This window comes from Janthinobacterium sp. SUN033, from assembly GCF_030397595.1.
Taxonomy (GTDB): Bacteria; Pseudomonadota; Gammaproteobacteria; order Burkholderiales; family Burkholderiaceae_D; genus Janthinobacterium; species Janthinobacterium kumbetense.
The window spans coordinates 607,591-631,464 of the sequence record NZ_JAPQNV010000004.1 but is presented as its reverse complement, the minus strand read 5'-3'; the positions used below and the strand labels follow the sequence as shown (position 1 = coordinate 631,464).

Below are 23,874 nucleotides of genomic sequence, written 5' to 3'. Positions count from 1 at the left end.
TAGGAGAATTTTATGCAAGCTCTGATCGCACAAGTACAAAGCATGACCGTTCTGGCAGCAGCAATCATCATCGGCCTGGCCGCAATCGGCACCGCTCTGGGCTTCGCTATCTTGGGTGGCAAATTCCTGGAAGCTTCGGCACGTCAACCAGAACTGATGCCACAACTGCAAACCAAACTGTTCGTTATCGCTGGTCTGCTGGATGCTATCTCGATGATCGGCGTTGGTGTTGCTCTGCTGTACACGTTCGCTAACCCGTTCCTGTCCGCTCTGACGGCTGTTGCTCAGTAATTCGCTCCAACCCTAGGAGAAACTTTTAGTTAGGAGCAAAGGTATGGACATCAATATGTCGCTCATCGGCCAGATGATCACCTTCGCGGTGTTGGTCTGGTTCTCGATGAAGTTCGTATTTCCAGCGCTGAACAACGCGCTGGATGAGCGTGCCAAACGAATCGCGGATGGATTGGCTGCGGCCGATCAAGGTCAGGCTTCGATGGCAGTCGCTGAAAAGCGTGCGCAAGAGGCATTGAACAGTGCACGTGAAGAAGCGTCGCAACGCGTTGCGGACGCTGAAAAGCGCGCGCAGCTGGTTGCTGAAGAGATCAAGCAAAATGCACAAGCTGAAGCTGCGCGTATCATTGCGCAAGCCCAGTCGGACGCCGAACAGCAACTGTCGAAAGCACGCGAACAATTGCGCGCTCAGGTGGCTGACCTGGCTGTCAAGGGTGCCGAGCAGATCTTGAAGCGTGAAGTAAACGCTACGGCTCACGCCGAAATGTTGCAGCGTCTTGCTGTCGAGCTGTAATCATGGCAGAACTCGCAACCGTCGCCCGTCCCTACGCGGAAGCTTTGTTCCGCGTAGCCCAAGCTGGTAAGGAGTCAAGCAACCTCGCGGCGTGGTCCGAACTGGTGTCCGAACTGGCACAGATCGGTAGCCACCCCGAGGTACAGGCGTACGCGCGCAATCCGAAAGTTTCGGAAAGCGACGTCGCCGCCACCATCCTGTCGTTGTTGAAATCGCCGCTCAATGAGGAAGTGAAAAACTTCGTCACGATGTTGATCGAAAATGGCCGCATCAGCCTGCTGCCGGAAATCGGCGCGCAATTCCATGCCTTGAAAAATGGCCTGGAAGGTGCGGCTGACGCCGAGATCACGAGCGCTTTCGATCTGAGCGAAGGCCAAACGGCCGAGCTGGTCGCAACGCTGGAAAAGAAATTCAGTCGTAAGCTCAACCCTGCCGTCACAGTGGATCCATCGCTGCTCGGCGGCGTGCGCGTGGTTGTTGGCGACCAAGTGCTCGACACCTCGGTGCGCGCCAAGCTGCAGCAACTGCACGCTGCACTGGTGTCGTAAGACACGCGCTTCGGCAGGCCAGCTTAGACAGACCCTTACCCCTCGCGCAAGCTGAGAGAAACACTTTTAGGAGTTAGTATGCAACTCAACCCATCTGAAATCAGCGAGTTGATCAAGAGCCGGATCCAAGGTCTTGACGGCGGCGCTGAAGTGCGTAATCAAGGCACGGTTATTTCCGTCGCCGACGGTATCTGCCGCATCCACGGTTTGTCGGACGTGATGCAAGGCGAGATGCTGGAATTCCCAGGCAACACGTTTGGCCTGGCCATGAATCTGGAACGCGACTCCGTCGGTTCCGTGATTCTGGGTGCCTACGAGCACATCTCCGAAGGCGACACGGTGAAATGCACCGGCCGCATTCTGGAAGTGCCAGTCGGTCCTGAGCTGCTCGGCCGCGTTGTCAACGCGCTGGGTCAGCCGATCGACGGCAAAGGCGCCATCGAGACCAAACTGACGGCCGCGATTGAAAAAATCGCTCCGGGCGTGATCGCCCGCGAGTCCGTGTCGCAACCGATGCAAACCGGCCTGAAGTCGATCGATGCGATGGTTCCAGTTGGCCGCGGCCAGCGCGAACTGATCATCGGCGACCGTCAAACCGGCAAGTCGGCTGTGGCGATTGATGCGATCATCAATCAAAAAGGCCAGGGCATGAAATGTATCTACGTCGCGATTGGCCAAAAAGCCTCGTCGATCAAGAACATCGTGCGCTCGCTGGAACAGCACGGCGCGATGGAATACACCATCGTTGTCGCCGCTTCCGCTTCGGAATCGGCCGCTATGCAATACATCTCGCCGTACTCCGGTTGCGCCATGGGCGAATACTTCCGTGACCGCGGTGAAGATGCACTGATCGTCTACGATGATCTGTCCAAACAAGCTGTTGCATACCGTCAAATCTCGCTGCTGCTGCGCCGTCCACCAGGTCGCGAAGCGTACCCAGGCGACGTGTTCTACCTGCACAGCCGCCTGCTGGAACGCGCAGCACGCGTGAACGCCGACTACGTCGAGAAGTTCACCGACGGCGCCGTCAAAGGCAAGACCGGTTCCCTGACGGCACTGCCGATCATTGAAACGCAAGCTGGCGACGTGTCCGCATTCGTTCCAACCAACGTGATTTCGATTACCGACGGTCAGATCTTCCTGGAAACCTCGCTGTTCAACGCCGGTATCCGTCCTGCAATTAACGCCGGTATTTCCGTATCGCGCGTCGGTGGCGCCGCTCAGACCAAGGTCATCAAAAACCTGTCCGGCGGTATCCGTACCGACTTGGCGCAGTACCGTGAACTGGCCGCGTTTGCGCAGTTCGCTTCGGACCTGGATGAATCGACCCGCAAGCAGCTGGACCGCGGTGCGCGCGTAACGGAATTGCTCAAGCAAGCCCAATATTCGCCACTGTCGATCTCGCTGATGGCCGTATCGCTGTTCTCGGTGAACAAAGGCTTCATGGACGACGTGCCAGTCAAGCAAGTGCTGTCGTTCGAAGCTGGTGTCCACGCTTACATGAAGACCAAGCAAGCTGCTCTGCTGGCCAAGATCGAAGAAACCAAGCAACTCGACAAAGACAGCGAAGCAACTCTGTCGGCGGCCATTGCTGATTTCAAGAAATCCGGCGCATATTAAGCGGCCAGGCGGCGCCCACCTTTGAGTGAGGCGCCGCCCTACGCGCAGAAGGAGTAAGGACTCATGGCATCAAGCAAAGAGATACGAGGCAAGATCAAGAGCGTAGAGAATACGAAGAAGATCACCAAGGCGATGGAAATGGTCGCCGCGTCCAAAATGCGCAAGGCGCAAGACCGGATGCGGGCCGCCCGTCCCTACAGTGACAAGATTCGGAATATCGCCGCCAATCTGGCGACCGCCAATCCGGAATACACGCACCCGTTCCTGGCAGCTGCCCAGGGTACGCAAGCGAAGGCAGTGGGTTTCATCGTTGTCACGACCGACAAGGGTCTGTGCGGCGGCATGAACACCAACATCCTGCGCCAGGTGACGTCGAAGTCGCGCGAGCTGGAAGCAGCTGGCAACCGGGTTGAAGCAGTTGCCATCGGTAACAAGGGTTTGGGTTTTTTGAATCGCATCGGCGTCAAGATCATTGCGCACGCCATTCAAACCGGTGATACGCCCCACCTGGACAAATTGATCGGACCCGTCAAGGTCATGCTCGAAGAGTTCCAGGCAGGCAAGATCGATGCAGTGTACCTGTGCTACACCAAATTCATCAACACGATGAAACAGGAACCAGTCGTGGAGCAATTGCTGCCCCTGACGGCCGACAAGATGGTCGCCGACAAGGGCGCCCACTCGTGGGATTACATCTACGAGCCGGACGCGCAAAGCGTGATCGACGAATTGCTGGAGCGCTATGTAGAAGCGCTGGTGTACCAGGCAGTCGCGGAGAATCTGGCGTCCGAGCAATCGGCACGGATGGTCGCGATGAAAGCTGCAAGCGACAACGCGGGTAGTGTGATCGGCGAATTGAAGCTGATCTACAACAAGACCCGTCAAGCTGCGATTACCAAAGAACTCTCCGAAATCGTCGCCGGTGCGGCTGCGGTTTAAACGAATTTAACTATATTGAAGGAACGAACATGGCTGATGGCAAAATCGTTCAGTGTATCGGCGCTGTGGTGGACGTTGAGTTTCCCCGCAACGCGATGCCTAAGGTATTTGATGCCTTGAAGATGGCAGGCTCGGAACTGACCCTGGAAGTACAACAGCAGTTGGGCGACGGCATTGTCCGTACCATTGCACTCGGCTCGTCCGATGGCCTGCGTCGCGGCATGATGATCCAGAACACCGGCAAACCTATCATGGTGCCAGTCGGTAAAGCAACCCTGGGTCGCATCATGGACGTGCTGGGCAACCCGATCGACGAATGCGGCCCTGTGTCGCACGAGCAGATCGCGTCGATCCACCGCACCGCTCCTGCATACGACGAACTGTCGCCATCGCAAGAACTGCTGGAAACCGGCATCAAGGTGATCGACCTGGTGTGCCCGTTTGCAAAAGGCGGTAAAGTTGGTTTGTTCGGCGGCGCTGGCGTAGGCAAGACCGTGAACATGATGGAACTGATTAACAACATCGCCAAGGCACACAGCGGCGTGTCCGTGTTTGCCGGCGTTGGTGAGCGTACCCGTGAAGGTAACGACTTCTACCACGAGATGGCTGACGCGAAAGTGGTCGATCTGGAAAACCCAGAGAACTCCAAAGTGGCGATGGTCTACGGTCAGATGAATGAACCGCCAGGTAACCGTCTGCGTGTCGCGCTGACCGGCCTGACGATCGCTGAATCGTTCCGTGATGAAGGCAAGGACGTTCTGTTCTTCGTCGACAACATCTACCGCTTCACGCTGGCCGGTACCGAAGTATCGGCACTGCTGGGCCGTATGCCATCGGCTGTGGGTTACCAACCGACCCTGGCGGAAGAAATGGGCCGTCTGCAAGAGCGTATCACGTCGACCAAGACCGGTTCGATCACCTCGATCCAGGCCGTCTACGTTCCAGCCGATGATTACACCGATCCGTCGCCTGCTACCACGTTTGCTCACTTGGATTCGACCGTTGCGCTGTCGCGTGACATCGCTTCCCTGGGTATCTACCCAGCCGTGGACCCACTGGATTCGACCTCGCGTCAGCTGGATCCGTTGATCGTTGGTCAAGAGCACTATGACACCGCGCGTGCCGTGCAAACGACCCTGCAACGCTACAAGGAATTGCGCGACATTATCGCGATTCTGGGTATGGACGAGCTGGCACCGGAAGACAAACTGCTGGTCGCCCGCGCACGTAAGATGCAGCGTTTCCTGTCGCAGCCTTTCCACGTCGCTGAAGTCTTTACCGGCGCGCCTGGTAAATACGTTTCGCTCAAAGACACGATCAAGGGCTTCAAAATGATCGCTTCGGGCGAACTCGATCACCTGCCGGAACAAGCGTTCTACATGGTCGGCACGATCGAAGAAGCAATCGAAAAAGCCAAGAAACTTAACTAAGTTAAGTCTGGGCCTAACCCCGCCCGTTACACGGCGGGGTTCTTCAACCCGATAGGACACACATGGCACACACAATTCACGTTGACGTGGTTTCCGCTGAAGAACTGATTTTTTCAGGCGAAGCAGAATTCGTCGCGTTGCCGGGTGAACAGGGCGAGCTGGGTATCTACCCACGCCACACGCCTTTGATTACCCGCATCCGTCCGGGCGCGGTCCGCATCAAGGTAGTCGGCCAGGCTGAAGAAGAGTTCGTCTTCGTTGCCGGCGGCCTGCTGGAAGTGCAACCGGATACCGTGACCGTCCTGGCCGATACCGCCATCCGCGGTCACGACCTCGACGAAGCGAAAGCGCTGGAAGCGAAGAAGTTGGCGGAAGAAAATATCCACAACAAGGATTCGGGCATCGACTACGCGCAAGCGCAAGCCGAGCTGGCCAGCGCGATTGCGCAGCTGGCAGCGATCCAGAAGCTGCGCAAGCTGTAATCAGCGAGCCAGCAACAAGAAAGGCAGCCTTCGGGCTGCCTTTTTTTATGCTTTGACGGTTATTCCTGGCGCTTCTGCCTGCTCCTTTCCTGCCCCGCCTTCAATATCGTCTTCCACCTGGCGCGCGCGGCGATGCGCTCGAGCGGCGTTTCCTCGCCGCGCCGGGCGTCGCGCAGCAGCTTGTGATAATTGCGCAGGCGATCTGCATCGACGGCGCCGCGCACCTGGCAGCCTGGTTCGCTGGCGTGCTGGCAGTCGCGGAACTGGCACGTCGCCGCCAGCGCCGCGATGTCGTCGAAGGTGGCCGCCAGGGTCTGCGCATCGGCGTCGGCCTGCCAGCTGCGCAAGCCCGGCGTATCGATGATGCAGGCGCCGCTGGCGCACAGGTGCAGCGAGCGCGCCGTCGTCGTATGCCGTCCGCGCCCATCGCCATGGCGCACGCCATTGGTTGCCTGTTGCGCCGCCGACAGGGTATTGGTCAGGCTGGACTTGCCGGCGCCCGATGAACCGAGCAGCACCAGGGTCTGACCGGCACGCAGCCAGGGTTCCAGGATGGCCACGTCATACGCATGGCGCGTATCGATGGCAAACAGGGGCACGTGGGGCGGCAGGCGCTGTTTGAGCTGCGCCAGCTTGCCCGGCACGTCGTCGGCCACGTCGGCCTTGCTCAGCACCACCACGGGGCTGACCTGGGCCGCCAGCACGATGGCCAGATAGCGTTCCAGGCGGCGCGGATTAAAATCCCCGTCCAGTCCCATCACCAGCAGGGCCGTATCGACATTGCTGGCCAGTACCTGGCGCCGGCCGTCGTTGCCGCGCCGGGCGATTTGCGTGACTGGGGATAAGTGCGCCGTTATCCACAGCGCGCCGTGAGCATCGTGTTCGGCGGCGACCCAGTCGCCGACCGTGAGGACGGTGTCTTGCGCCAGCAGCTCGTGCAACAGGCGCGGCAGGACCTGTGCCGGGTGTTCCCGGGTGCCGTCGTGCACGAGAAGGCTGTCGCGGTGGACGGCACTCACGCGCAGCAGTTGTGCGGCAGGGGAAGATAAGTCGAGTTGGGTGGCTGCGCCGGCGATGGCCTGCTGCAGCCCGATAAGGCGTAGTTGCGCAAAATCGAATGCGATCATGGTAGCGTGATTCCAAATTCTGTCGTCCGCATACGGACATGAAGCCTGCGCGTGCAGGCACCGCCAGTCGCGATGACTGGCACGAAAGAAAGGGAAGTCGGCTACGCGATCACGCGTATGGGCAATGGCGGGCTAAGGGTCTTAGCGGGGAAAGACCGTGATCAGGCAGCCGACAGCACGGCAGTATCCGAATGGCGCATGTTGTCTACTCCTGTTGTGTGAGGGAAAACGCCAGTGTGCCAGCGGCACGCGCCGCCGTCAATGGATGGCGTGGTTCAGCTGCACATGCCGTAGGCGCTGCGCTCGGGGAAATAGCGGTAGGTAAAGGTGCGCACGGGGTAGCGCTTGCCGCCGACGAGCATGTCAGGCATGGACAGATCGAAACGCTGCGGCAGCTGGCGTGGCAGTTGCAGCCGCAATCGCCACTGGGTTTCGGCGCTCGAACCGACGGCGGAAAACATGATGGGCAGCTGCTCGATGACGTCGACGATTTCCGCCTTGCGGTTCATGCCGCGCTGGTAGATGGTCAGCACCTTGGCTTCGGCGAAGGGCTGCTGTTTTGGTTCTTCCAGCAGGAAGGACAGGCGCGTAAAACTGGCTTGCGTGCCGATGGGAAGAGTAAAAATCAGCGCCAGCTCCGTGCCGCCATCCTTCAGAGTGACGGGCGGTGTGGCATACACGCTGATACCGCGCGGCAGCTCGAAGCGTGAACCCTCCGTCCACGTCTTGCACTCGGGCGTGGTGGCCTGGTACAGGCTGGGCGCCGTGTAGTCGTTGCAGGCTGAAACCAGCAGCAGCAGGGGCAGGGCAAGGAGGGCGGAACGGCGCATGGGAGTCATGGTTGGAGGATCAGCCGACAGTGTAAGCGATCCCCCCGCGATCCACCAGCGGCGCTAGGAATGCCCGGGTGGCGCGCGCCGCACGGATTGCAGCTGGCAGTGCGCCGCCTGCAACGCATCCTTGATGGCGTCCAGCGCCAGTTGCGGCCGGGCCGCGCCGCACATGAAGATGTCGACGGCGGCAAAGCCGCATTCGGGCCAGGTGTGGATGGAGATGTGTGATTCGGCCAGCAGTACCACGCCCGTGACGCCCTGGCCCGCGCCAAAGCTGTGGAAATGGCTGTGTAGCACCTGGGCGCCGGCCGCGACTGCCGCGTCACGCAACAGGCGCTCGAGCGCGGTGCAGTCGCGCAGGCGTTCCGGTGCGATGCCCGACAGATCGGCCAGCAAATGGGTGCCCAGGGGCAGATGCGGTGTGGCTGTCATGCTTATTTGTGGCTGCCGCCGCTGGAGCCGCCGCCATAGCTGCCGCCGCCGCTGCCCGTGCGCGAACTCCAGCTGCTGCCGCTGCTACTGCCGGCTACCTTGAACATGCGCACCCAGTTGGCGGCGGTGACACTGAAGGTCACCATCAGGGCGTAGATCACGTATTTACTCATGGGGGATTCTTTGCATTCTTGTCGAGAAAAGCGGCCGGCAGGAACAGCGCCAGGCAGCCCAGCAAACTCCACATCAGGGTGCTGGAGAACGAGACAAACATGGGGATCGCATTCAGGACCAGCACGATGACGATGAAGACCTTGGCGATGCCGCGATGACTGAGCTGGATATTCTGCACGTTGGCGTCGCCATGGAAGGCGGCGCCGAACCAGGCGGCCATCTGGTCATGGGCGACGGGCGCGGAGCGCGACCAGGTCATTTCCTCGCCGGTGAGCTCTGCCGCCAGTTTGGTCTGCCCTTGCTTGAATTCAAACACGCGCGTGCTGTCTCCGACGGCCACCTTCCAGTTGAAGGCGCCCGCCGCGTACACGACTTGCGAGCCGTAGTCATACAGCTTGCGGTAGGTGGCACCATCGAGCGTGCAGGTATCGGCGTCCAATGACGCCCAGTTGGGCCAGTTCGGCAACACGTTCGAGCGCGACCAGCCATCGTCCGTTTCCACCAGCCAGAAGAAGCCGGCGCGCGCGCCATACAGCAGGTATTCGTTCCACTCGCTGCCTTCGTCGTCGGCGCGGCGCATCATGCCGATCACCGTGAAATCCACATTGCTGATCTTCGCGCTGGCACCCAGCTCCAGCGTGATGTCGGCGTTGTCGTGCACCTGCTTGCCGATGGCCAGCACCTGCGCTTCCGGACCGCTGGCGTCGAGCTGCGCATGGCAGGCGGGACACACGAGCTGCGCCGCCGCACCCGGCACATATTGGATGCCGCTGCCGCAGGAGGGGCAGTCGAGCGCATCGAGCTTGCCGCGGTACTTGCCGGCGCTTTTGGCGATGGCCTCGTCGTCGCGCAGCAGCTGGCACTGTAAGCCGTCCAGGGTGACGGCGACGCCCTGGTAGACGACCGGTTGCGGGCCATCCGTGTAGTCGAGCGTGACAAAGCTGGCGTAGTTGCGGAAGTCCGCCACCTGGATGCGCCAGCCGGCGCCCACCTTGAACGGTAATTCTCCCTGGCCGGCGATGCATTCGGCGCTGCGGATCTCGGCGGCCGTGTACGGTTCGCCGCAAATCGTGTAGCGCCTGCCCGGCGCCAGCTCGCCAAAGACGGGCAGGGCAGCTTGCGTGCCGCGCTCGCGCGTCAGCGTGTACAGGCCGGACGAGTCGCCCAGCCACGCCGTGCTGGCGTCGTCGAACAGCAGATACCACTCGTTCCACGTGCCGGCGCTGTAGCGCTGCTGGATGCGCCCGACGACGGTGAAGTGCACGCCATCGTGCACGCCGGCCGTGCCGACCTGGATCGGCGAGTAATCCTCGAGGACGGCCGACATCTTGCCGAGATCTTTGACCGAGTCGGCGTCCTTGAGAATGGTGCTGTGGCAGTACTCGCATACGGCGAGCACGGAAGCGTGCGAGCGGAAATGCACTTCCGCGCCGCAGCTGGGACAGGAAACAGTTTGCATGCAGTCGTATTTCGCCCTAATCAGCCGATCAGTTTTTTCAGCAGTTCAGCCTTGGCGCCGTCGTAGTCGGCCGGCGAGATGAGCCCCTTGTCGAGCAGGCCTTTGAGTTTTTCCAGGCGCGCCTCGATCGGTTCTTCCGCGGGGGCCGGCTGCTGTAGCGCTCCGCCCATGCTTTGCGCCATCACCTGGCCGATCGACAGCCCGGCGCCCAGTCCCGCGCCGATGCCGGCCATGCCGCCTTCGTTCTGCGCCGCCAGCGGGATCGCATTGGCCACCTGGAATTTCGTGTAGCCGCTCATCTTGTCGGCGCCCAGGCCACCCTTCATGCCGGCGGAGATGCGCTCGTCGAGCGCCGCCTGCAATTCCTCGGGCAGGCTGATGCTGGCCACATTGAATTCATCGAGACCCACGCCATAGCGGGCGAATGCCTGCGCCAGGCCATCCTTGACTTCCTGCGCCATCAGCGCCTGGTTGGCCGCCATGTCGAGGAAGGGGACATTCGCGCCGCCCAGCGAGCTGGCCATGCTCGACATCAGAATGCCGCGCAATTGATCTTCCACTTCGTCGCGCGTATAGACTTCGCGCGTGCCGCTGATCTCGGTGAAGAAGGTGCGGGCGTCGGCGATGCGGTACGAATACATGCCGAAGGCGCGCACGCGGATCATGTCGAAATCCTTGTCGCGGATGGTGATCGGCTGCGGCGTGCCCCACTTGCGGCCAGTCTGCACGCGGGTGCTGAAGTAATACACGTCCGACTTGAACGGTGAATCGAACAGCTTGTCCCAGTTTTTCAGGTTGGTCAGCAGCGGCAAGGTCTGTGTCGTCAGCTTGTGCGTGCCGGGACCGAAGACGTCGGCGATCTTGCCTTCATTGACGAAGACGGCCACTTGCGATTCGCGCACATTCAGGATGGCGCCGTTCTGGATCTCGAAATCCTGCATGGGAAAACGCCAGGCCAGCACGCCTTCCGTCTCTTCGTTCCACTGCAGTACGTCGATAAACTGCTTCTTGATAAAGCTGCCGAGGCTCATGATGGTGTCCTTGAATGAGGTAAAACGTCAGGAAATGCAGGCGGCGTTGATGGCGCCGATCGACAGGGAAATGGCGGCCAGCAGGCCGCCGAAAGCGCTGTTGTTCGATTCGATCTGGTCCTTCGACATGCGCAGCAGGCGCGTGGTGACCACATAGGCCAGCAATTGCACCACCATGGCGCCGAAGGCCCAGGCGAAGAACTGCTGATAGTCGGCCGTATGCATCAGGGACGAGGCGATGGTGGCGGAAAAACCCAGCATGGCGCCGCCCAGCGACAGGGCCGCGGCCTGATTGCCCTGGCGGATCAGCAGCACTTCGTTATACGGCGTGACGCGCGTGTAGATGATAAAAAATACAATCAGCAGCCCGGCGGCCAGTAAAAGATGGATCAGATAGTTTAGGATGGCGGGCACGGCATTCCTCACAAATGAGTATTTGATAACGTCAACGCATATTAGAACAAAAAAAGTCCCATGAACAAAAAGATTCTGATTTTGTCCGTCTTCGTGGTCGCTTCCTGCGGCCTCGCGTATGAGCTGATTGCCGGCGCCATGTCCAGCTACCTGCTCGGCGACTCCATCCTGCAGTTTTCCACCATCATTGGCTGCTACCTGTTCGCTATGGGTGTGGGCGCTCACTTTTCAAAGTATGTAAAGGACGATGACGTGCTTTCGCGCTTCGTCGACATCGAACTGGCCGTGGGCTTGATCGGTGGCCTGTCGGCTGCCATCCTGTTCATGACCTTTTCGTGGATGGCCGTGCCATTTCGCACCTTATTGTATGTGATGGTGTTCCTGATCGGCGCACTGGTCGGCATGGAAGTGCCGCTGGTGATGCGCGCCCTGAACACGCGTCAGACGGAATTTTCTGAACTGGTCAGCCGCGTGCTGACATTCGATTACCTGGGCGCGCTGGCCGTGTCCCTGCTGTTCCCGCTGGTGCTGTCGCCGTACCTGGGCCTGGTGCGCACGGGCTTCCTGTTCGGCATGCTCAATGTGGGCGTGGGCCTGTGGAGCATTTATGTGTTCCGCGCTGAGCTGAAAAATCTCACAGGACGTTTGCTGCGCGCCTGTGCCGTGATGCTGTTGCTGATCGCCGGCTTTGCCATGTCGGACCGCATGGTGGCCTGGGGCGAACACGGCCTGTTCGGCGACCAGATCGTGTATTCCACCACCACGCCCTACCAGCGCCTGGTGATCACGCGCTGGAAGGACGATACGCGGCTGTACATCAATGGCAACCTGCAGTTTTCCTCGCGCGACGAGTACCGCTACCACGAAGCGCTGGTGCACCCCGTGCTGGAAGCGTTGCCGTGGGCGCGCCGCGTGCTGGTGCTGGGCGGTGGCGATGGCCTGGCCCTGCGCGAAATCCTGCGTTATCCCCACGTCGAACACGTCACCGTCGTCGACCTCGACCCTGCCATGACGGCCGCGTTTACCACGCGCCCGGAACTGGCAAAGCTGAATAACAATTCGTTCTCGGACAAGCGGGTTACCGTCGTCAATGCCGATGCCGCCGTCTGGCTGCGCAACAACGGCGATATGTTCGACGCGGCCATCGTCGATTTCCCCGATCCGTCCAGCTTCGCGCTCGGCAAACTGTACTCGGTGCCGTTCTACGACCTGGTGAAAAAGCATCTGGCGGCCAAGGGACTGATGGTGGTGCAATCGACGTCGCCGTTCTTTGCCCCGCACGCCTACTGGACCATCAATTCGACCCTGCGCGAAGTGGGCATGCGCACCTGGCCGTATCACGCTTACGTGCCCTCGTTCGGCGAATGGGGGTTTATCCTGGCCTCGCCCCAGCTTGACTACACACCGCCGACGACCTACCGCCTGCCTATGCGCTACCTGAACGCGGACACCACGCGCGAGATGTTCATCTTCCCGCCCGATATGCAGCCGCTGCCGATGGCGCCGAATCGCCTGAATACCCAGTCGCTCGTGCATGAATTCGAGCAGGACTGGAACCGGGTGATCCGCTGATGCAGCGCCGTTCCTTCATGCTGTGGGCCGCCGGCGGCACGGCGGCGGCAGCCGCTGGCATCGGCAGCATCGCCGCGTATCTGCGCTGGCAGGAAATCACGCCCAGGGTGCTGTACCCGGGCCGCAGCGAGGGGCATTATTTGCGCAAGCTGCTGCGCGAGCGCGCGGCGCTGCCGGCGCCTTCGGCAACCGTCACCACCGACGTGGCGATCCTCGGCTCCGGCATCGCCGGCCTGACGGCGGCCTGGCGCCTGAACAAGCTGGGACACAAGGACTTCCTCATGATCGATGGCCCGCAGCCGTATGGCAACGCGGCCGGTGGGCAGTTCGGCGACCTGGCCTATCCGACAGGTGGCCATTATCTGCCGCTGCCTTCGCCCGAATCGACGCATGTGCGGGAAATCCTGTTCGACCTGGGCATCATCCAGCGCGATCCGCAGGCGGAAAAGCCGACTTACGACGAGCGCTACATCCTGCACGCGCCGGAAGAGCGCCTGCTGTTCAACGGCCACTGGCAGGATGGCTTCATTCCCACCGAAGGCGTTTCTGCCGAAGAACTGGCGCAGCACGAGCGCTTCTTTGCCGAGGTGCGGCGCCTGCGCCAGGCGCATGGCAATGATGGCAAGCGTGTCTTCGTGTTCCCGACAGTGGCATCGTCGCGAGACCCGGCCTGGCAGGCGCTCGACACCATCACCTTGAAGCAATGGATGGAGCGCGAAGGCTATACCTCGCCCACCCTGCACTGGTATCTGAATTACTGCTGCCGCGACGACTACGGCACGCGCTACGACCAGGTCTCGGCCTGGGCCGGCCTGCACTACTACTGCAGCCGCTGGGGCCAGGCTGCGAATGCGGGCAATGGCGCCTGGCTGACCTGGCCGGGCGGCATGCAGCCCGTGGCCACGGCGATGGAGCAGGCGTCGGGTGTCAAACGTCATGCGGGTACGGTGGTTTCCGTGCGGACGACGGACAAGGGCGTGGAAGCGCTGTGCCTGGAACTGGTCGACGGCCAGCCGCGCACTTACTTGGTCAAGGCGCGCAAGGCCATCTGCGCCATGCCTTTGTTCGTGGCGGCGCGCGTGGTGAACAACATCGCCGACTATGGCTTTGACGCGAAGCGCGATACGCCCGCGTATGCGCCGTGGCTGGTGGCGAATTTTTTACTGAAACGCTTTCCCGACGAACTGCCGCATGCGCCCCTGTGCTGGGACAACGTGGTGTATCAGGAGCCGGGCCTCGGCTACGTCGTCTCGACCCACCAGGATATCCGCGTGCGTCCGCCCGAGAAAACCGTCTTCAGCGCCTACGTGGCCCTGTCCGACCGCACGCCGCAGGAAGCGCGCAAATGGTTAGATGTAGCCACGCCCGAGCAATTGCTGGCGCTGGCCAGCGTCGATTTGAAGACGGCGTATGGGCGCGACTTTGCCAGCTGCGTCGAGCGGGTCGACATCACCGTGCGCGGCCACGCCATGGCCGCACCGTTGCCGGGATTTCGCAGTAATGCGGGCTTGAAGGCGCTGCGCGAGCACGATGGCGCGATTCTGTTTGCGCATGCCGACTTGTCGGGCTTTTCCGTGTTCGAGGAGGCGGCGTGGTGGGGGGATCGTGCGGCGCGCCTGGCGGCTAAATAAAAAGGCCGGCGCGAACGCCGGCCAGAGCCCCCTAAGGCTCGAACCTGTGCTTCCTTGTTCTTCTCATTTATTTTTATTAATGACGTCGATGAACACGGCCGCCAGCAGCACCAGGCCCTTGATCACCTGCTGGTAGTCGATCCCGATGCCCATGATGGACATGCCGTTGTTCATCACGCCCATGATGAAGGCGCCGATGACGGCTCCCATCACCTTGCCAACGCCGCCCGAAGCCGAGGCGCCGCCGATGAAGCAGGCGGCGATCACGTCCAGCTCGAAGCCCGTGCCCGCCTTTGGCGTGGCCGTGTTCAGGCGCGCCGCGAAGATCAGGCCGGCCAGTGCGGCCAGCATGCCCATGTTGACGAAGGTGTAGAAGCTGACCCGTTCCGTCTTGATGCCGGACAGGCGCGCCGCTTTCTCGTTGCCGCCCACCGCATACACGCGGCGGCCCAGCACGGTGCGGTTGGTAATGAAGGTGTAGGCGACGATGAGCAGCGACATCACGGCCAGCACGTTGGGAAAGCCGCGGTACGACGCCAGCAGGTAGCTGAAATACACCATCACGGCAGCGAAGATGGCATTTTTCAGCAGGAAGAAGGCGCGCGGCTCGTTTTCCATGCCGTGTTTCAGTTGCTTGGCGCGGCTGCGCAGCGAGGTGATGATCAGCGCCGCTGCGGCGATCACGCCCAGCAGCAGGGAAAAGCCACGCAGGTTTTCACCGCCGAACGGGTCGGGCAGGAAGCCCGAGCTGAGCATCTGGAAGCCTTCCGGGAAAGGGCCGACCGACTGGCCAGCCAGCAGTGCCAGGGTCAGGCCCTTGAATACCAGCATGCCGGCCAGGGTGACGATGAAGGACGGGATTTTGAAGAAGGCGACGAAATAGCCTTGCGCGCCGCCGATGACGGCGCCGGCCAGCAGGCAGAGGATGCTGGCGGCGACAAAATGCATGTGGTAGTTGACGATCAGGACGGCGGCCAGCGCGCCGACGAAGCCGACCACCGAGCCGACGGACAAATCGATATGGCCGGCCACGATGACCATCAGCATGCCGAGCGCCATGATGACGATGTAGCTATTTTGCAGCACCAGGTTCGTCAGGTTGAGCGGCTGCATCAGGGTGCCATCGGTCATGTACTGGAAAAAGCCCATGATGACGATCAGGGAAAGCAGCATGCCGTAGTCGCGCATATTGTTCTTCAAAAAACCGGCATAGCTTTTCGCTTGCGGCGCCGCGGCTGGCGTTGCTGGCGCGCCTGCTGTCAATTTATTGTCCATTGTTTTCTCCGTGTGTAACGATCGCGCGCATGATTCGCTCCTGCGATGCTTCTGCCGCGCTCAGTTCTGCCGCGAAGCGGCCTTCGTTCATGACATAGATCCGGTCGCACATGCCCAATAATTCCGGCATTTCCGACGAAATCATGATGATGCATTTGCCTTCGGCGGCCAGCTCGCTGATGATGCTGTAGATCTCGTACTTGGCGCCCACGTCGATGCCGCGGCTCGGTTCATCGAGGATCAGGATGTCGGGGCGCGAAAACAGCCACTTCGCCAGCACCACTTTCTGCTGGTTGCCGCCGGACAGGTTGACCACTTTCTGCGCCACGCTCGAGCAACGGGTCTTGAGCTTGCGGCGGAACTCCTCGGCCACGCTGAATTCACGCTGCTCGTCGATCACCATGCGCTTCGAAATTGCGTCCAGGTTGGCCAGGCTGGTGTTCTTCTGGATGTCTTCCTCGAGGATCAGGCCCAGGCCCTTGCGGTCTTCCGTGACATACGCAAGGCCGTGCGCGATCGCCTTGCCGATGGTGCTGACGTCGATCTCCTGGCCGTTCTTCAGCACCGTGCCGCTGATGCGCTGTCCGTAGGCGCGCCCGAAGAGGCTCATAGCCAGTTCCGTGCGCCCGGAGCCCATCAAGCCGGCGATGCCGATGATCTCGCCCTTTTTGGCGTGCATGTTGATGCCCTTGATGACGGGGCGGTCGGCATGCTCCGGATGGAAAACGCGCCAGTCGCGCACTTCGAAAATGGTCTCGCCGATGGTGGGCGTGCGCGGCGGATAGCGGTCGGCCATCTCGCGCCCGACCATTTTTTCGATGATGCGGTCTTCGCTGACGGGCTCCACGCGGCAGTCGAAGCTGTCGACCGTGTTCCCGTCGCGCAGCACCGTGATGGCATCGGCGACCCGCGAGATTTCATTGAGCTTGTGCGAGATCAGGATGGAGGCGATGCCCTGCGCTTTCAGGCCCAGCAGCAGGTCGAGCAAGGCTGCGCTGTCGCTTTCGTTCAGGCTGGCCGTCGGCTCGTCGAGGATCAGCAGCTTGACATCCTTGCACAGCGCCTTGGCGATCTCGATCAGCTGCTGCTTGCCCACGCCCAGGTTGGTGATCAGGGTGTCCGGTGACTCTTTCAGGCCGACTTTGTGCAGCAGTTCGCGCGTCTTCGCTTGCGCGTATTCCCAGTCGATGACGCCCATGCGGGCCGGCTCGTTGCCGAGGAAGATATTCTCGGCGATCGACAACTGGGGCACCAGCGCCAGTTCCTGGTGGATGATGATGATGCCGATTTCTTCGCTGTCCTTGATGCCGCGGAAGTGCCGCGTCTGACCCAGGTAATCGATGTCGCCCGTATAGCTGCCATGGCCGTAGACGCCGCTCAGCACTTTCATCAGTGTGGATTTGCCGGCACCGTTTTCGCCGACGATGGCGTGGATCTCGCCGCTGCGTACCCGCAGGTTGACATTGTCGAGCGCAACGACGCCCGGGAATGTTTTGCGTATCCCGCGCATTTCCAGGATAGTGTTCGTCATATAACCTCTCTGGCACGGCCGCGCTGGTCGGCGCCGGTCGTGCGGCAGTCTTGTTCTTGATCGTGCATGAAGCGAAAGGCCCGGCAGCGCCGGGCCTTCAGTACCGTCGATGCTTATTTCACTTGCGCTTCCGTGTAGTAGCCGCTGCCGGTGACGAGCACTTGCTTCCAGTTCGCCTTGTCGACGGTGACCGGTTTCAACAGGTACGATGGCACCACCTTGATACCGTTGTTATAGGTCTTGGTATCGTTGACGGTCGGCGTCTTGCCGCTCATCATCGCGTCGACCATGTTCGCCGTCACCTTGGCCAGTTCGCGCGTGTCCTTGAACACGGTCGATGCCTGTTCGCCGCGGATGATCGATTTCACCGACGGGATTTCCGCATCCTGGCCCGTCACGACGGGGAACGGCTGTTTCGGCGTGCCGTAGCCGACGCCCTTGAGCGAGGACAGGATGCCGATGCTCAAGCCGTCATACGGCGACAGCACCGCGTCGACGCGCGCATTGCCGTAGTAGGCGCTGAGCAGGTTGTCCATGCGCGCTTGCGCCACGGCGCCGTCCCAGCGCAGGGTGGCGACCTTTTCCATGCCCATCTGTTTCGAGCGCACCACCAGCTTGCCGCTGTCGATGTACGGTTTCAGCACCGACAGCGCGCCGTTGTAGAAGAAGTGCGCGTTGTTGTCGTCAGCCGAGCCGCCGAACAGCTCGATGTTGAACGGGCCCTTGCCTTCCTTGAGTTTCAGCGCCGATTCGATATAGCCCGCTTGCAGCACGCCGACCTGAAAGTTGTCGAAGGTGGCGTAGTAATCGATGTTTTTCGTGCCGCGGATCAGGCGGTCATACGAAATGACCTTGATGCCCTTGTCGGCCGCCTTTTGCAGCACGTTCGACAGGGTGGTGCCGTCGATGGCGGCGATCACCAGCACCTTGGCGCCCTTGGTGATCATGTTTTCCACCTGCGCCAGCTGGTTCGGGATATCGTCGTCGGCAAACTGCAAGTCCGTCTTGTAGCCGCGCTCCTTGAATACCTTGACCATGTTGTCGCCGTCGGCGATCCAGCGCATGGACGACTTGGTCGGCATCGAGATGCCGATCGCGCCCTTGTCGGCGGCGCTTGCCAAAGGCATTACCGCCATGCCGGAGATGGCCAGCGCCAGGCTCGCGGTCAGCATTTTCATTGTTGTTTTCATTTCAGGTCTCCACCGTCATCGATAGTTGAATGTGCCAGGGCCGTCGTCCCAGTGGGCGGGCTCCGTGCGGATGGCCGATTGCAGGCCACGGCTGATACTAGTTTGTCCATCCATCCCTCACCAATCACTTTTTTCACATCGGTGATATCCAAAACGGTATCGATAAGCGGATTGATGCAATGCGCCATGCGACCCATTCCCGCCGTGCAGCCAGGGCTGGAAAGGGGGCCGGGCGGCGGCTTTTTTTGGTGCGCTGCAATACCAATAATCATCATTCAATTTGGTGATTTTCGTAATTGCGGCGACACAGGGCGGCGCGCAGAATCGGTCCGAACTTGAAGACCAGCCATCCCGTCCCGACCTTTTGAAAGCTTGCCATGCAGCCGATTTCTCCCGCCTCCCTGTTGCCTGCCGACTTGGCGCAGGCCCTCCTCATCGGCCGCATCTGGCGTGACGGCCCCTGCGTCGTCGCCGTGCGTGGCGGCGAGGTGGTCGACATCACGCAGACGGTGGCGACCGTGGCCGAGCTGTTCGAACGCGGCGATGCGCTCGATATCGCCCGCCATGCGCCCGGTATCGCCCTCGGCCCCGTGCAGGCGCTGCTGGAGCAGGCGCTGGCCGCGCCGGCCAGCCAGCCATTGCTGCTGGCGCCGTGCGACCTGCAGGCCGTCAAGGCCTGCGGCGTGACCTTCGCCGTCAGCCTGCTCGAACGGGTGATCGAGGAACAGGCCGGTGGCGATGCGGCGCGTGCGGCGAGCCTGCGCGCCGCCCTGCAAATGACTCTGGGCGGCGACCTGTCCGCATTGAAGCCTGGCTCGGATGCGGCGCGGCGCCTGAAACAGCAGTTGCAGCAGCGCGGCGCCTGGTCGCAGTACATGGAAGTGGGCATCGGCCCCGATGCGGAAGTGTTTACCAAGGCGCAGCCGATGTCGTCGGTGGGTTGCGGCGCGCAGGTGGGCTTGCTGCCGTCGTCTGCCTGGAACAACCCGGAGCCGGAGATCGTCCTGGCCGTCAACAGCCGCGGCGAGGTGCTGGGAGCGACCTTGGGCAATGACGTCAACCTGCGCGATATCGAAGGGCGCAGCGCCCTCTTGCTGGGCAAGGCCAAGGATAACAACGGTTCCTGCGCCATCGGCCCCTTCATCCGCCTGTTCGACGAACACTTCACGCTCGACACCGTGCGCCAGGCGGAAGTGTCGTTGCTGATCGAAGGCGCGGACGACGGCTTTGTGCTCGAAGGCGCCAGCTTCATGCGCGAGATCAGCCGCGATCCGCTGGACCTGGTGCGCCAGACGGCAGGCCAGTACCACCAGTATCCGGACGGCTTCATGCTGTTCCTGGGGACCATGTTCTCGCCCGTGAAGGACCGCGGCGCGCAGGGCGGCGGCTTTACGCACCACCTGGGCGACCGGGTGACGATTGCCAGCGCCGCGCTGGGCGCGCTGGTCAACGAAGTGCAGCGCTGCGATGCGATCCCTCCCTGGACGTTCGGCGTGCGCGCGCTGTACCAGAACCTGGCCCAACGCGGTTCACTTTGATTATTTATTAACTAAGAACGCTTAACAAAACCGTAGCGAGCGGATGAGAGTTGTGGCTGAGAAGCGGAGCTGTGCGTATGCACGGGGACGCCGAGTCAGTGAGCATCGGAGGCCGCAAATCTCGACGCGCAGTAGGTTTGGTTATGCGTTCCTAAAAAGAGAGACACCATGCAACATGCAATCTACCCTAGCCTGGCAGGTCAGCGCGTCGTCATCACGGGCGGCGGCACCGGCATCGGCGTGGCCATCGTCGAGGCGTTCGCGCGCCAGGGCGCCCACGTCACCTTCCTCGACATCGCCCGCGAGGCGTCGCTGGCGCTGCAGGAAAAGCTGGCGCACCTGCCGCAGCCGCCCGTGTTCCGCTATTGCGACTTGACGGACCTGGCCGCTCTGGCCGCCACCTTCGCCGAGATCGAGCACAGCGCGGGCGCCACGGATATCCTCGTCAACAACGCGGCCAATGACGACCGCCACCAGCTGCAGGACGTCACGCCCGCCTACTGGGACGAGCGCATTGCCGTCAACCTGCGCCACCAGTATTTCTGCGCCCAGGCCGTGGCGCCGGCCATGCGCGCCAAGGGCTGCGGCGTGATCCTCAACCTGGGCTCGATTTCCTGGCACCTGGCGCAAGCGCGCCTGTCGATCTACATGACGGCGAAAGCTGGCATCGAGGGCCTGACGCGCGGCCTGGCGCGCGACCTCGGCGTCGACGGTATCCGCGTCAATTGCATCATTCCCGGCGCCGTGCGCACGCCGCGCCAGGAAAAACTGTGGCATACGCCGGAGGCGGAAGCCGTGATCCTGCAGGGCCAATGCCTGCAGACGCGCGTGGAGCCGGAAGACGTGGCGGCGCTGGCGCTGTTCCTCGCGTCGGACAACGCGGCCAAGTGCGCCGGACGCGAATACTACGTCGACGCAGGCTGGTACGGCGCATGAGCACCCCAAACAATCGCCAGGCGCGGCGCTTCCGCTCGCAGGACTGGTTCGACAATCCCGACCATATCGACATGACGGCGCTGTACCTGGAGCGCTTCATGAACTACGGCATCACGGCAGAGGAGCTGCGTTCGGGCCGGCCCATCATCGGCATTGCGCAAAGCGGCAGCGATATCAGCCCGTGCAACCGCATTCACCTGGAACTGGCCCAGCGCGTGCGCGACGGCATCCGCGACGCGGGCGGCATCCCGATGGAATTCCCGCTGCATCCGATCTTTGAAAACTGCCGCCGTCCCACGGCCGCGCTGGACCGCAACCTGTCATATCTGGGCCTGGTGGAAATCCTGCATGGCTACCCGATCGACGCCGTGGTGCTGACGACGGGTTGCGACAAGACGACGCCGGCGCAATTGATGGCCGCCGCCACGGTGGACATTCCCGCCATCGTGCTGTCGGGCGGCCCCATGCTCGACGGCTGGATGGACGGTGAATTGGTGGGTTCCGGCGCGGCCATCTGGAAAGGCCGCCGCCAGCTGTCCGCCGGCTTGATCGACAACGACAAATTCCTGCAGATCGCTGCCGCCTCGGCGCCGTCGGCCGGCCACTGCAACACCATGGGCACGGCATCAACCATGAATGCGCTGGCCGAGGCGCTGGGCATGTCCCTGACGGGCTGCTCGGCCATCCCCGCGCCGTACCGCGAGCGGGGTCAGATCGCCTATGAAACGGGGCGCCGCATCGTCGGCATGGCACATGACGACGTGCGCCCGTCGAGCATCCTCACGCGCGAGGCGTTTTTGGACGCCATCATCGTCAATGCGGCTATCGGCGGCTCCACCAACGCCCAGCCGCACCTGATGGCCATGGCGCGCCATGCGGGCGTGGCATTGCATTCGAGCGACTGGATGGAGCACGGCTACGACGTGCCGCTGCTGTTGAACATGCAGCCGGCCGGGAAGTATTTGGGAGAGCGCTTCCATCGCGCCGGCGGCGTGCCGGCCGTGATGTGGGAGTTGCTCAACGCGGGTTTGCTGCACGCCGAGCGCCCGACCGTCACGGGCCAGACGATGGCGGCCAACCTGGTGGGGCGCGAGAGCGCGGACCGCGAGATGATCTGTCCATTTGCCGCGCCGCTGAAGGAAAAGGCCGGTTTCATGGCATTGCAGGGCAACCTGTTCGACTTCGCCATCATGAAGACCAGCGTGATCTCGCCCGCTTTTCGCGAGCGCTACCTGTCGCGCCCCGGCAGCGAAGGCGTATTCGAGGTGCGCGCCATCGTCTTTGACGGTTCAAACGATTACCACGCACGCATCAACGACCCGACGCTCAATATCGACGACAGCTGCATGCTGGTCATGCGCGGCGCCGGCCCTGTCGGCTGGCCCGGTTCTGCCGAAGTGGTCAACATGCAGCCGCCGGACACCTTGCTGAAGGCCGGCATTTTGAATCTGCCGACCCTGGGTGACGGGCGCCAGTCGGGCACCTCGGACAGTCCCTCGATTTTGAACGCCTCGCCGGAAAGCGCCGTGGGAGGCGGCCTGGCGCTGCTGCGCACGGGCGACATGATCCGCGTGGACTTGAACGGGGGCAGCTGCGACATGCTGGTCGATGCGTTTGAGCTGGCGCGCCGCGCCAAAGAGCTGCCGCCGCCCGTCAACGACAGCGCCACGCCATGGCAGGAGCTCTACCGCGCCAGCGTGGGCCAGCTGGAAACGGGCGCCTGCATGGAGCTGGCGTTGAAATACCGCGCCGTGGGACAGACCCTGCCACGCCATAACCATTGATTTTTGAAGCCGCAACACCCGTAGTGAAAAAACGTTGTTAATAAAATCCACAAGGAGACACACAATGAACAAGATCATCAGTGCAGCCATCATGACCGCCATGCTGGCATTGAGCAGCAGCGCCGCCCTGGCCGATGCGAAAAACCCGAAAATCGGCTTTTCCATCGACGATCTGCGCGTGGAGCGCTGGACGCGCGACCGCGATTTCTTCATCGCCGCCGCCGAAAAGCAGGGCGCCAAGGTTTTCGTGCAGTCGGCCGATGCCAGCGAGCAGCGTCAGATTTCGCAAATCGAGAACCTGATTTCGCGCGGCGTGGACGTGCTGGTGATCGTGCCGTTCAACGCAACGGTATTGAACAACACCGTCAAGGAAGCGAAAAAGGCTGGCATCAAGGTGCTGTCGTATGACCGCCTGATCCTGAACGCCGATATCGACGCGTATATCTCGTTCGACAACGAGAAAGTGGGCGAGATGCAGGCCGAAGGCGTGACCAAGCTGCAACCGAAGGGCAATTACTACCTGTTGGGCGGCTCGCCGACCGACAACAACGCCAAGATGCTGCGCGAAGGCCAGATGAAGGTGCTTAAACCGTTTATCGACAAGGGAGATATCAAGATCGTCGGCCAGCAGTGGGTGAAGGACTGGAGCGCCACCGAAGCGCTGTCCATCGTGGAAAACGCGCTGACGGCCAACGGCAACAAGATCGACGCCATCGTCGCCTCGAACGACGGCACGGCCGGCGGCGCCATCCAGGCTCTGGCCGCGCAAAAACTGGCGGGCAAGGTGCCTGTCTCGGGCCAGGATGCCGATCTGGCGGCGGTGAAACGCGTGATCGCCGGCACGCAGTCGATGACCGTCTACAAGCCCCTGAAAACCATTGCCGCCGAAGCGGCCAAACTGGCCGTGCAACTGGCGCGCAATGAAAAGCCGGCCTACAACTCCAGCTATGACAACGGCTTGAAAAAAGTTAGCACGGTGCTGTTGAAACCAACGCCGCTGACCAAGGCGAATGTGAACATTCTCGTCGACGACGGCTTCTATACCAAAGCTCAGTTGGGCAACTAAAAGCTGGGGTCAGTCCCGCCGGGACTGACCCCTGATTTCTGTTAATCCGCAACGAGA

General features: G+C 61.6%; 24 protein-coding genes. 13 read left to right on the top strand and 11 right to left on the bottom strand.

Annotated elements, in window-relative coordinates; genetic code table 11:
* Window positions 1–12 precede the first annotated feature (12 nt).
* The 7 genes from atpE to OX460_RS19970 all read left to right on the top strand — a co-directional run bounded on the left by atpE (window position 13) and on the right by OX460_RS19970 (window position 5,824).
* Window positions 13–291: a F0F1 ATP synthase subunit C gene (gene atpE / locus OX460_RS20000; RefSeq protein WP_034752695.1), complete on the top strand. Its 279-nt coding sequence runs from the start codon at window positions 13–15 to the stop codon at window positions 289–291.
* A 43-nt stretch (window positions 292–334) separates the two neighbouring features.
* On the top strand, window positions 335–805 hold the full coding sequence (locus OX460_RS19995) for a F0F1 ATP synthase subunit B (RefSeq protein ID WP_034752697.1): 471 nt from the start codon (window positions 335–337) through the stop codon (window positions 803–805).
* Between the two features lie 2 nt (window positions 806–807).
* Complete coding sequence (locus tag OX460_RS19990; RefSeq protein WP_034752699.1) at window positions 808–1,353, top strand: F0F1 ATP synthase subunit delta; 546 nt, start codon at window positions 808–810, stop codon at window positions 1,351–1,353.
* A 78-nt stretch (window positions 1,354–1,431) separates the two neighbouring features.
* On the top strand, window positions 1,432–2,973 hold the full coding sequence (gene atpA, locus OX460_RS19985; protein ID WP_034752701.1) for a F0F1 ATP synthase subunit alpha: 1,542 nt from the start codon (window positions 1,432–1,434) through the stop codon (window positions 2,971–2,973).
* A 63-nt stretch (window positions 2,974–3,036) separates the two neighbouring features.
* Complete coding sequence (atpG, locus tag OX460_RS19980; protein WP_034783836.1) at window positions 3,037–3,912, top strand: F0F1 ATP synthase subunit gamma; 876 nt, start codon at window positions 3,037–3,039, stop codon at window positions 3,910–3,912.
* A gap of 29 nt (window positions 3,913–3,941) precedes the next feature.
* Window positions 3,942–5,342, top strand: coding sequence for a F0F1 ATP synthase subunit beta (gene atpD, locus OX460_RS19975; RefSeq protein ID WP_034752705.1), 1,401 nt, complete (start codon window positions 3,942–3,944; stop codon window positions 5,340–5,342).
* 62 nt (window positions 5,343–5,404) lie between these two features.
* Entirely contained in the window at window positions 5,405–5,824 is a 420-nt protein-coding gene (locus OX460_RS19970) for a F0F1 ATP synthase subunit epsilon (protein ID WP_077398374.1), read from the top strand.
* A 59-nt stretch (window positions 5,825–5,883) separates the two neighbouring features.
* Here OX460_RS19970 and rsgA read toward each other — a convergent pair whose 3' ends face one another.
* From rsgA to OX460_RS19935, 7 genes are all read right to left on the bottom strand, one after another.
* Entirely contained in the window at window positions 5,884–6,951 is a 1,068-nt protein-coding gene (gene rsgA / locus OX460_RS19965; RefSeq protein WP_289899680.1) for a ribosome small subunit-dependent GTPase A, read from the bottom strand.
* Between the two features lie 275 nt (window positions 6,952–7,226).
* On the bottom strand, window positions 7,227–7,781 hold the full coding sequence (locus OX460_RS19960) for a hypothetical protein (protein ID WP_099665942.1): 555 nt from the start codon (window positions 7,779–7,781) through the stop codon (window positions 7,227–7,229).
* 63 nt (window positions 7,782–7,844) lie between these two features.
* Complete coding sequence (speD, locus tag OX460_RS19955; protein WP_289899679.1) at window positions 7,845–8,216, bottom strand: adenosylmethionine decarboxylase; 372 nt, start codon at window positions 8,214–8,216, stop codon at window positions 7,845–7,847.
* A 2-nt stretch (window positions 8,217–8,218) separates the two neighbouring features.
* The gene (locus tag OX460_RS19950) at window positions 8,219–8,389 is read right to left on the bottom strand and encodes a hypothetical protein (protein WP_157814714.1); all 171 of its coding nucleotides are present in this window, start codon (window positions 8,387–8,389) and stop codon (window positions 8,219–8,221) included.
* Window positions 8,386–9,849: a DUF4178 domain-containing protein gene (locus OX460_RS19945; protein WP_289899678.1), complete on the bottom strand. Its 1,464-nt coding sequence runs from the start codon at window positions 9,847–9,849 to the stop codon at window positions 8,386–8,388. Before OX460_RS19945 ends, OX460_RS19950 begins: the two co-directional genes overlap by 4 nt.
* 20 nt (window positions 9,850–9,869) lie before the next feature.
* Window positions 9,870–10,880, bottom strand: a complete 1,011-nt coding sequence (locus OX460_RS19940; protein WP_289899677.1) for an SPFH domain-containing protein — start codon at window positions 10,878–10,880, stop codon at window positions 9,870–9,872.
* Window positions 10,881–10,907: 27 nt separating this feature from the next.
* Window positions 10,908–11,294, bottom strand: a complete 387-nt coding sequence (locus tag OX460_RS19935; protein WP_034783828.1) for a DUF350 domain-containing protein — start codon at window positions 11,292–11,294, stop codon at window positions 10,908–10,910.
* Window positions 11,295–11,354: 60 nt separating this feature from the next.
* Here OX460_RS19935 and OX460_RS19930 point away from each other — a divergent pair, with 60 nt between their 5' ends.
* Entirely contained in the window at window positions 11,355–12,866 is a 1,512-nt protein-coding gene (locus OX460_RS19930; RefSeq protein ID WP_289899676.1) for a polyamine aminopropyltransferase, read from the top strand.
* Window positions 12,866–14,497, top strand: coding sequence for an NAD(P)-binding protein (locus OX460_RS19925; protein ID WP_289899675.1), 1,632 nt, complete (start codon window positions 12,866–12,868; stop codon window positions 14,495–14,497). Before OX460_RS19930 ends, OX460_RS19925 begins: the two co-directional genes overlap by 1 nt.
* A 63-nt stretch (window positions 14,498–14,560) precedes the next feature.
* On the opposite strand, the gene mmsB is transcribed toward OX460_RS19925, so the two are convergent.
* From mmsB to OX460_RS19905, 4 genes are all read right to left on the bottom strand, one after another.
* Window positions 14,561–15,772 (bottom strand): multiple monosaccharide ABC transporter permease, encoded by a 1,212-nt coding sequence (mmsB, locus tag OX460_RS19920; protein ID WP_289899674.1) that lies wholly within the window; start codon window positions 15,770–15,772, stop codon window positions 14,561–14,563.
* The gene (gene mmsA / locus OX460_RS19915) at window positions 15,762–17,303 is read right to left on the bottom strand and encodes a multiple monosaccharide ABC transporter ATP-binding protein (RefSeq protein ID WP_289899673.1); all 1,542 of its coding nucleotides are present in this window, start codon (window positions 17,301–17,303) and stop codon (window positions 15,762–15,764) included. Before mmsA ends, mmsB begins: the two co-directional genes overlap by 11 nt.
* Before the next feature lie 113 nt (window positions 17,304–17,416).
* Window positions 17,417–18,493 carry a multiple monosaccharide ABC transporter substrate-binding protein gene (gene chvE, locus OX460_RS19910; protein ID WP_289899672.1) on the bottom strand — a complete coding sequence of 359 codons (1,077 nt, stop codon included), beginning with the start codon at window positions 18,491–18,493 and terminating at the stop codon, window positions 17,417–17,419.
* On the bottom strand, window positions 18,490–18,768 hold the full coding sequence (locus OX460_RS19905) for a hypothetical protein (protein WP_289899671.1): 279 nt from the start codon (window positions 18,766–18,768) through the stop codon (window positions 18,490–18,492). Before OX460_RS19905 ends, chvE begins: the two co-directional genes overlap by 4 nt.
* A gap of 102 nt (window positions 18,769–18,870) precedes the next feature.
* Between OX460_RS19905 and OX460_RS19900 the strand changes: the two genes are divergently transcribed.
* From OX460_RS19900 to xylF, 4 genes are all read left to right on the top strand, one after another.
* Entirely contained in the window at window positions 18,871–20,031 is a 1,161-nt protein-coding gene (locus OX460_RS19900) for a fumarylacetoacetate hydrolase family protein (protein WP_289899670.1), read from the top strand.
* Between the two features lie 168 nt (window positions 20,032–20,199).
* Window positions 20,200–20,967 (top strand): SDR family oxidoreductase, encoded by a 768-nt coding sequence (locus tag OX460_RS19895; RefSeq protein ID WP_289899669.1) that lies wholly within the window; start codon window positions 20,200–20,202, stop codon window positions 20,965–20,967.
* Window positions 20,964–22,751 carry an IlvD/Edd family dehydratase gene (locus OX460_RS19890; protein ID WP_289899668.1) on the top strand — a complete coding sequence of 596 codons (1,788 nt, stop codon included), beginning with the start codon at window positions 20,964–20,966 and terminating at the stop codon, window positions 22,749–22,751. The genes OX460_RS19895 and OX460_RS19890 overlap by 4 nt, the downstream gene beginning before the upstream one ends.
* Window positions 22,752–22,815: 64 nt before the next feature.
* A complete protein-coding gene (gene xylF, locus OX460_RS19885; RefSeq protein WP_034752745.1) occupies window positions 22,816–23,817 on the top strand; it encodes a D-xylose ABC transporter substrate-binding protein in 1,002 nt (333 codons plus the stop codon).
* Window positions 23,818–23,874 lie beyond the last annotated feature (57 nt).

What these genes read in the sequence shown, in the direction of transcription:
- OX460_RS19970 (WP_077398374.1), top strand. Translation starts at nt 5,405, where the DNA reads ATGGCACACACAATTCACGTTGACGTGGTTTCCGCTGAAGAACTGATT.
- OX460_RS19905 (WP_289899671.1), bottom strand. Translation starts at nt 18,768, where the DNA reads ATGATGATTATTGGTATTGCAGCGCACCAAAAAAAGCCGCCGCCCGGC.
- OX460_RS19950 (WP_157814714.1), bottom strand. Translation starts at nt 8,389, where the DNA reads ATGAGTAAATACGTGATCTACGCCCTGATGGTGACCTTCAGTGTCACC.
- atpA (WP_034752701.1), top strand. Translation starts at nt 1,432, where the DNA reads ATGCAACTCAACCCATCTGAAATCAGCGAGTTGATCAAGAGCCGGATC.
- atpG (WP_034783836.1), top strand. Translation starts at nt 3,037, where the DNA reads ATGGCATCAAGCAAAGAGATACGAGGCAAGATCAAGAGCGTAGAGAAT.
- OX460_RS19930 (WP_289899676.1), top strand. Translation starts at nt 11,355, where the DNA reads ATGAACAAAAAGATTCTGATTTTGTCCGTCTTCGTGGTCGCTTCCTGC.
- speD (WP_289899679.1), bottom strand. Translation starts at nt 8,216, where the DNA reads ATGACAGCCACACCGCATCTGCCCCTGGGCACCCATTTGCTGGCCGAT.
- OX460_RS19925 (WP_289899675.1), top strand. Translation starts at nt 12,866, where the DNA reads ATGCAGCGCCGTTCCTTCATGCTGTGGGCCGCCGGCGGCACGGCGGCG.
- atpD (WP_034752705.1), top strand. Translation starts at nt 3,942, where the DNA reads ATGGCTGATGGCAAAATCGTTCAGTGTATCGGCGCTGTGGTGGACGTT.
- OX460_RS19995 (WP_034752697.1), top strand. Translation starts at nt 335, where the DNA reads ATGGACATCAATATGTCGCTCATCGGCCAGATGATCACCTTCGCGGTG.
- rsgA (WP_289899680.1), bottom strand. Translation starts at nt 6,951, where the DNA reads ATGATCGCATTCGATTTTGCGCAACTACGCCTTATCGGGCTGCAGCAG.
- OX460_RS19945 (WP_289899678.1), bottom strand. Translation starts at nt 9,849, where the DNA reads ATGCAAACTGTTTCCTGTCCCAGCTGCGGCGCGGAAGTGCATTTCCGC.
- OX460_RS19900 (WP_289899670.1), top strand. Translation starts at nt 18,871, where the DNA reads ATGCAGCCGATTTCTCCCGCCTCCCTGTTGCCTGCCGACTTGGCGCAG.
- OX460_RS19940 (WP_289899677.1), bottom strand. Translation starts at nt 10,880, where the DNA reads ATGAGCCTCGGCAGCTTTATCAAGAAGCAGTTTATCGACGTACTGCAG.
- chvE (WP_289899672.1), bottom strand. Translation starts at nt 18,493, where the DNA reads ATGAAAACAACAATGAAAATGCTGACCGCGAGCCTGGCGCTGGCCATC.
- OX460_RS19890 (WP_289899668.1), top strand. Translation starts at nt 20,964, where the DNA reads ATGAGCACCCCAAACAATCGCCAGGCGCGGCGCTTCCGCTCGCAGGAC.
- OX460_RS19960 (WP_099665942.1), bottom strand. Translation starts at nt 7,781, where the DNA reads ATGCGCCGTTCCGCCCTCCTTGCCCTGCCCCTGCTGCTGCTGGTTTCA.
- OX460_RS19895 (WP_289899669.1), top strand. Translation starts at nt 20,200, where the DNA reads ATGCAACATGCAATCTACCCTAGCCTGGCAGGTCAGCGCGTCGTCATC.
- OX460_RS19990 (WP_034752699.1), top strand. Translation starts at nt 808, where the DNA reads ATGGCAGAACTCGCAACCGTCGCCCGTCCCTACGCGGAAGCTTTGTTC.
- mmsB (WP_289899674.1), bottom strand. Translation starts at nt 15,772, where the DNA reads ATGGACAATAAATTGACAGCAGGCGCGCCAGCAACGCCAGCCGCGGCG.
- mmsA (WP_289899673.1), bottom strand. Translation starts at nt 17,303, where the DNA reads ATGACGAACACTATCCTGGAAATGCGCGGGATACGCAAAACATTCCCG.
- atpE (WP_034752695.1), top strand. Translation starts at nt 13, where the DNA reads ATGCAAGCTCTGATCGCACAAGTACAAAGCATGACCGTTCTGGCAGCA.
- xylF (WP_034752745.1), top strand. Translation starts at nt 22,816, where the DNA reads ATGAACAAGATCATCAGTGCAGCCATCATGACCGCCATGCTGGCATTG.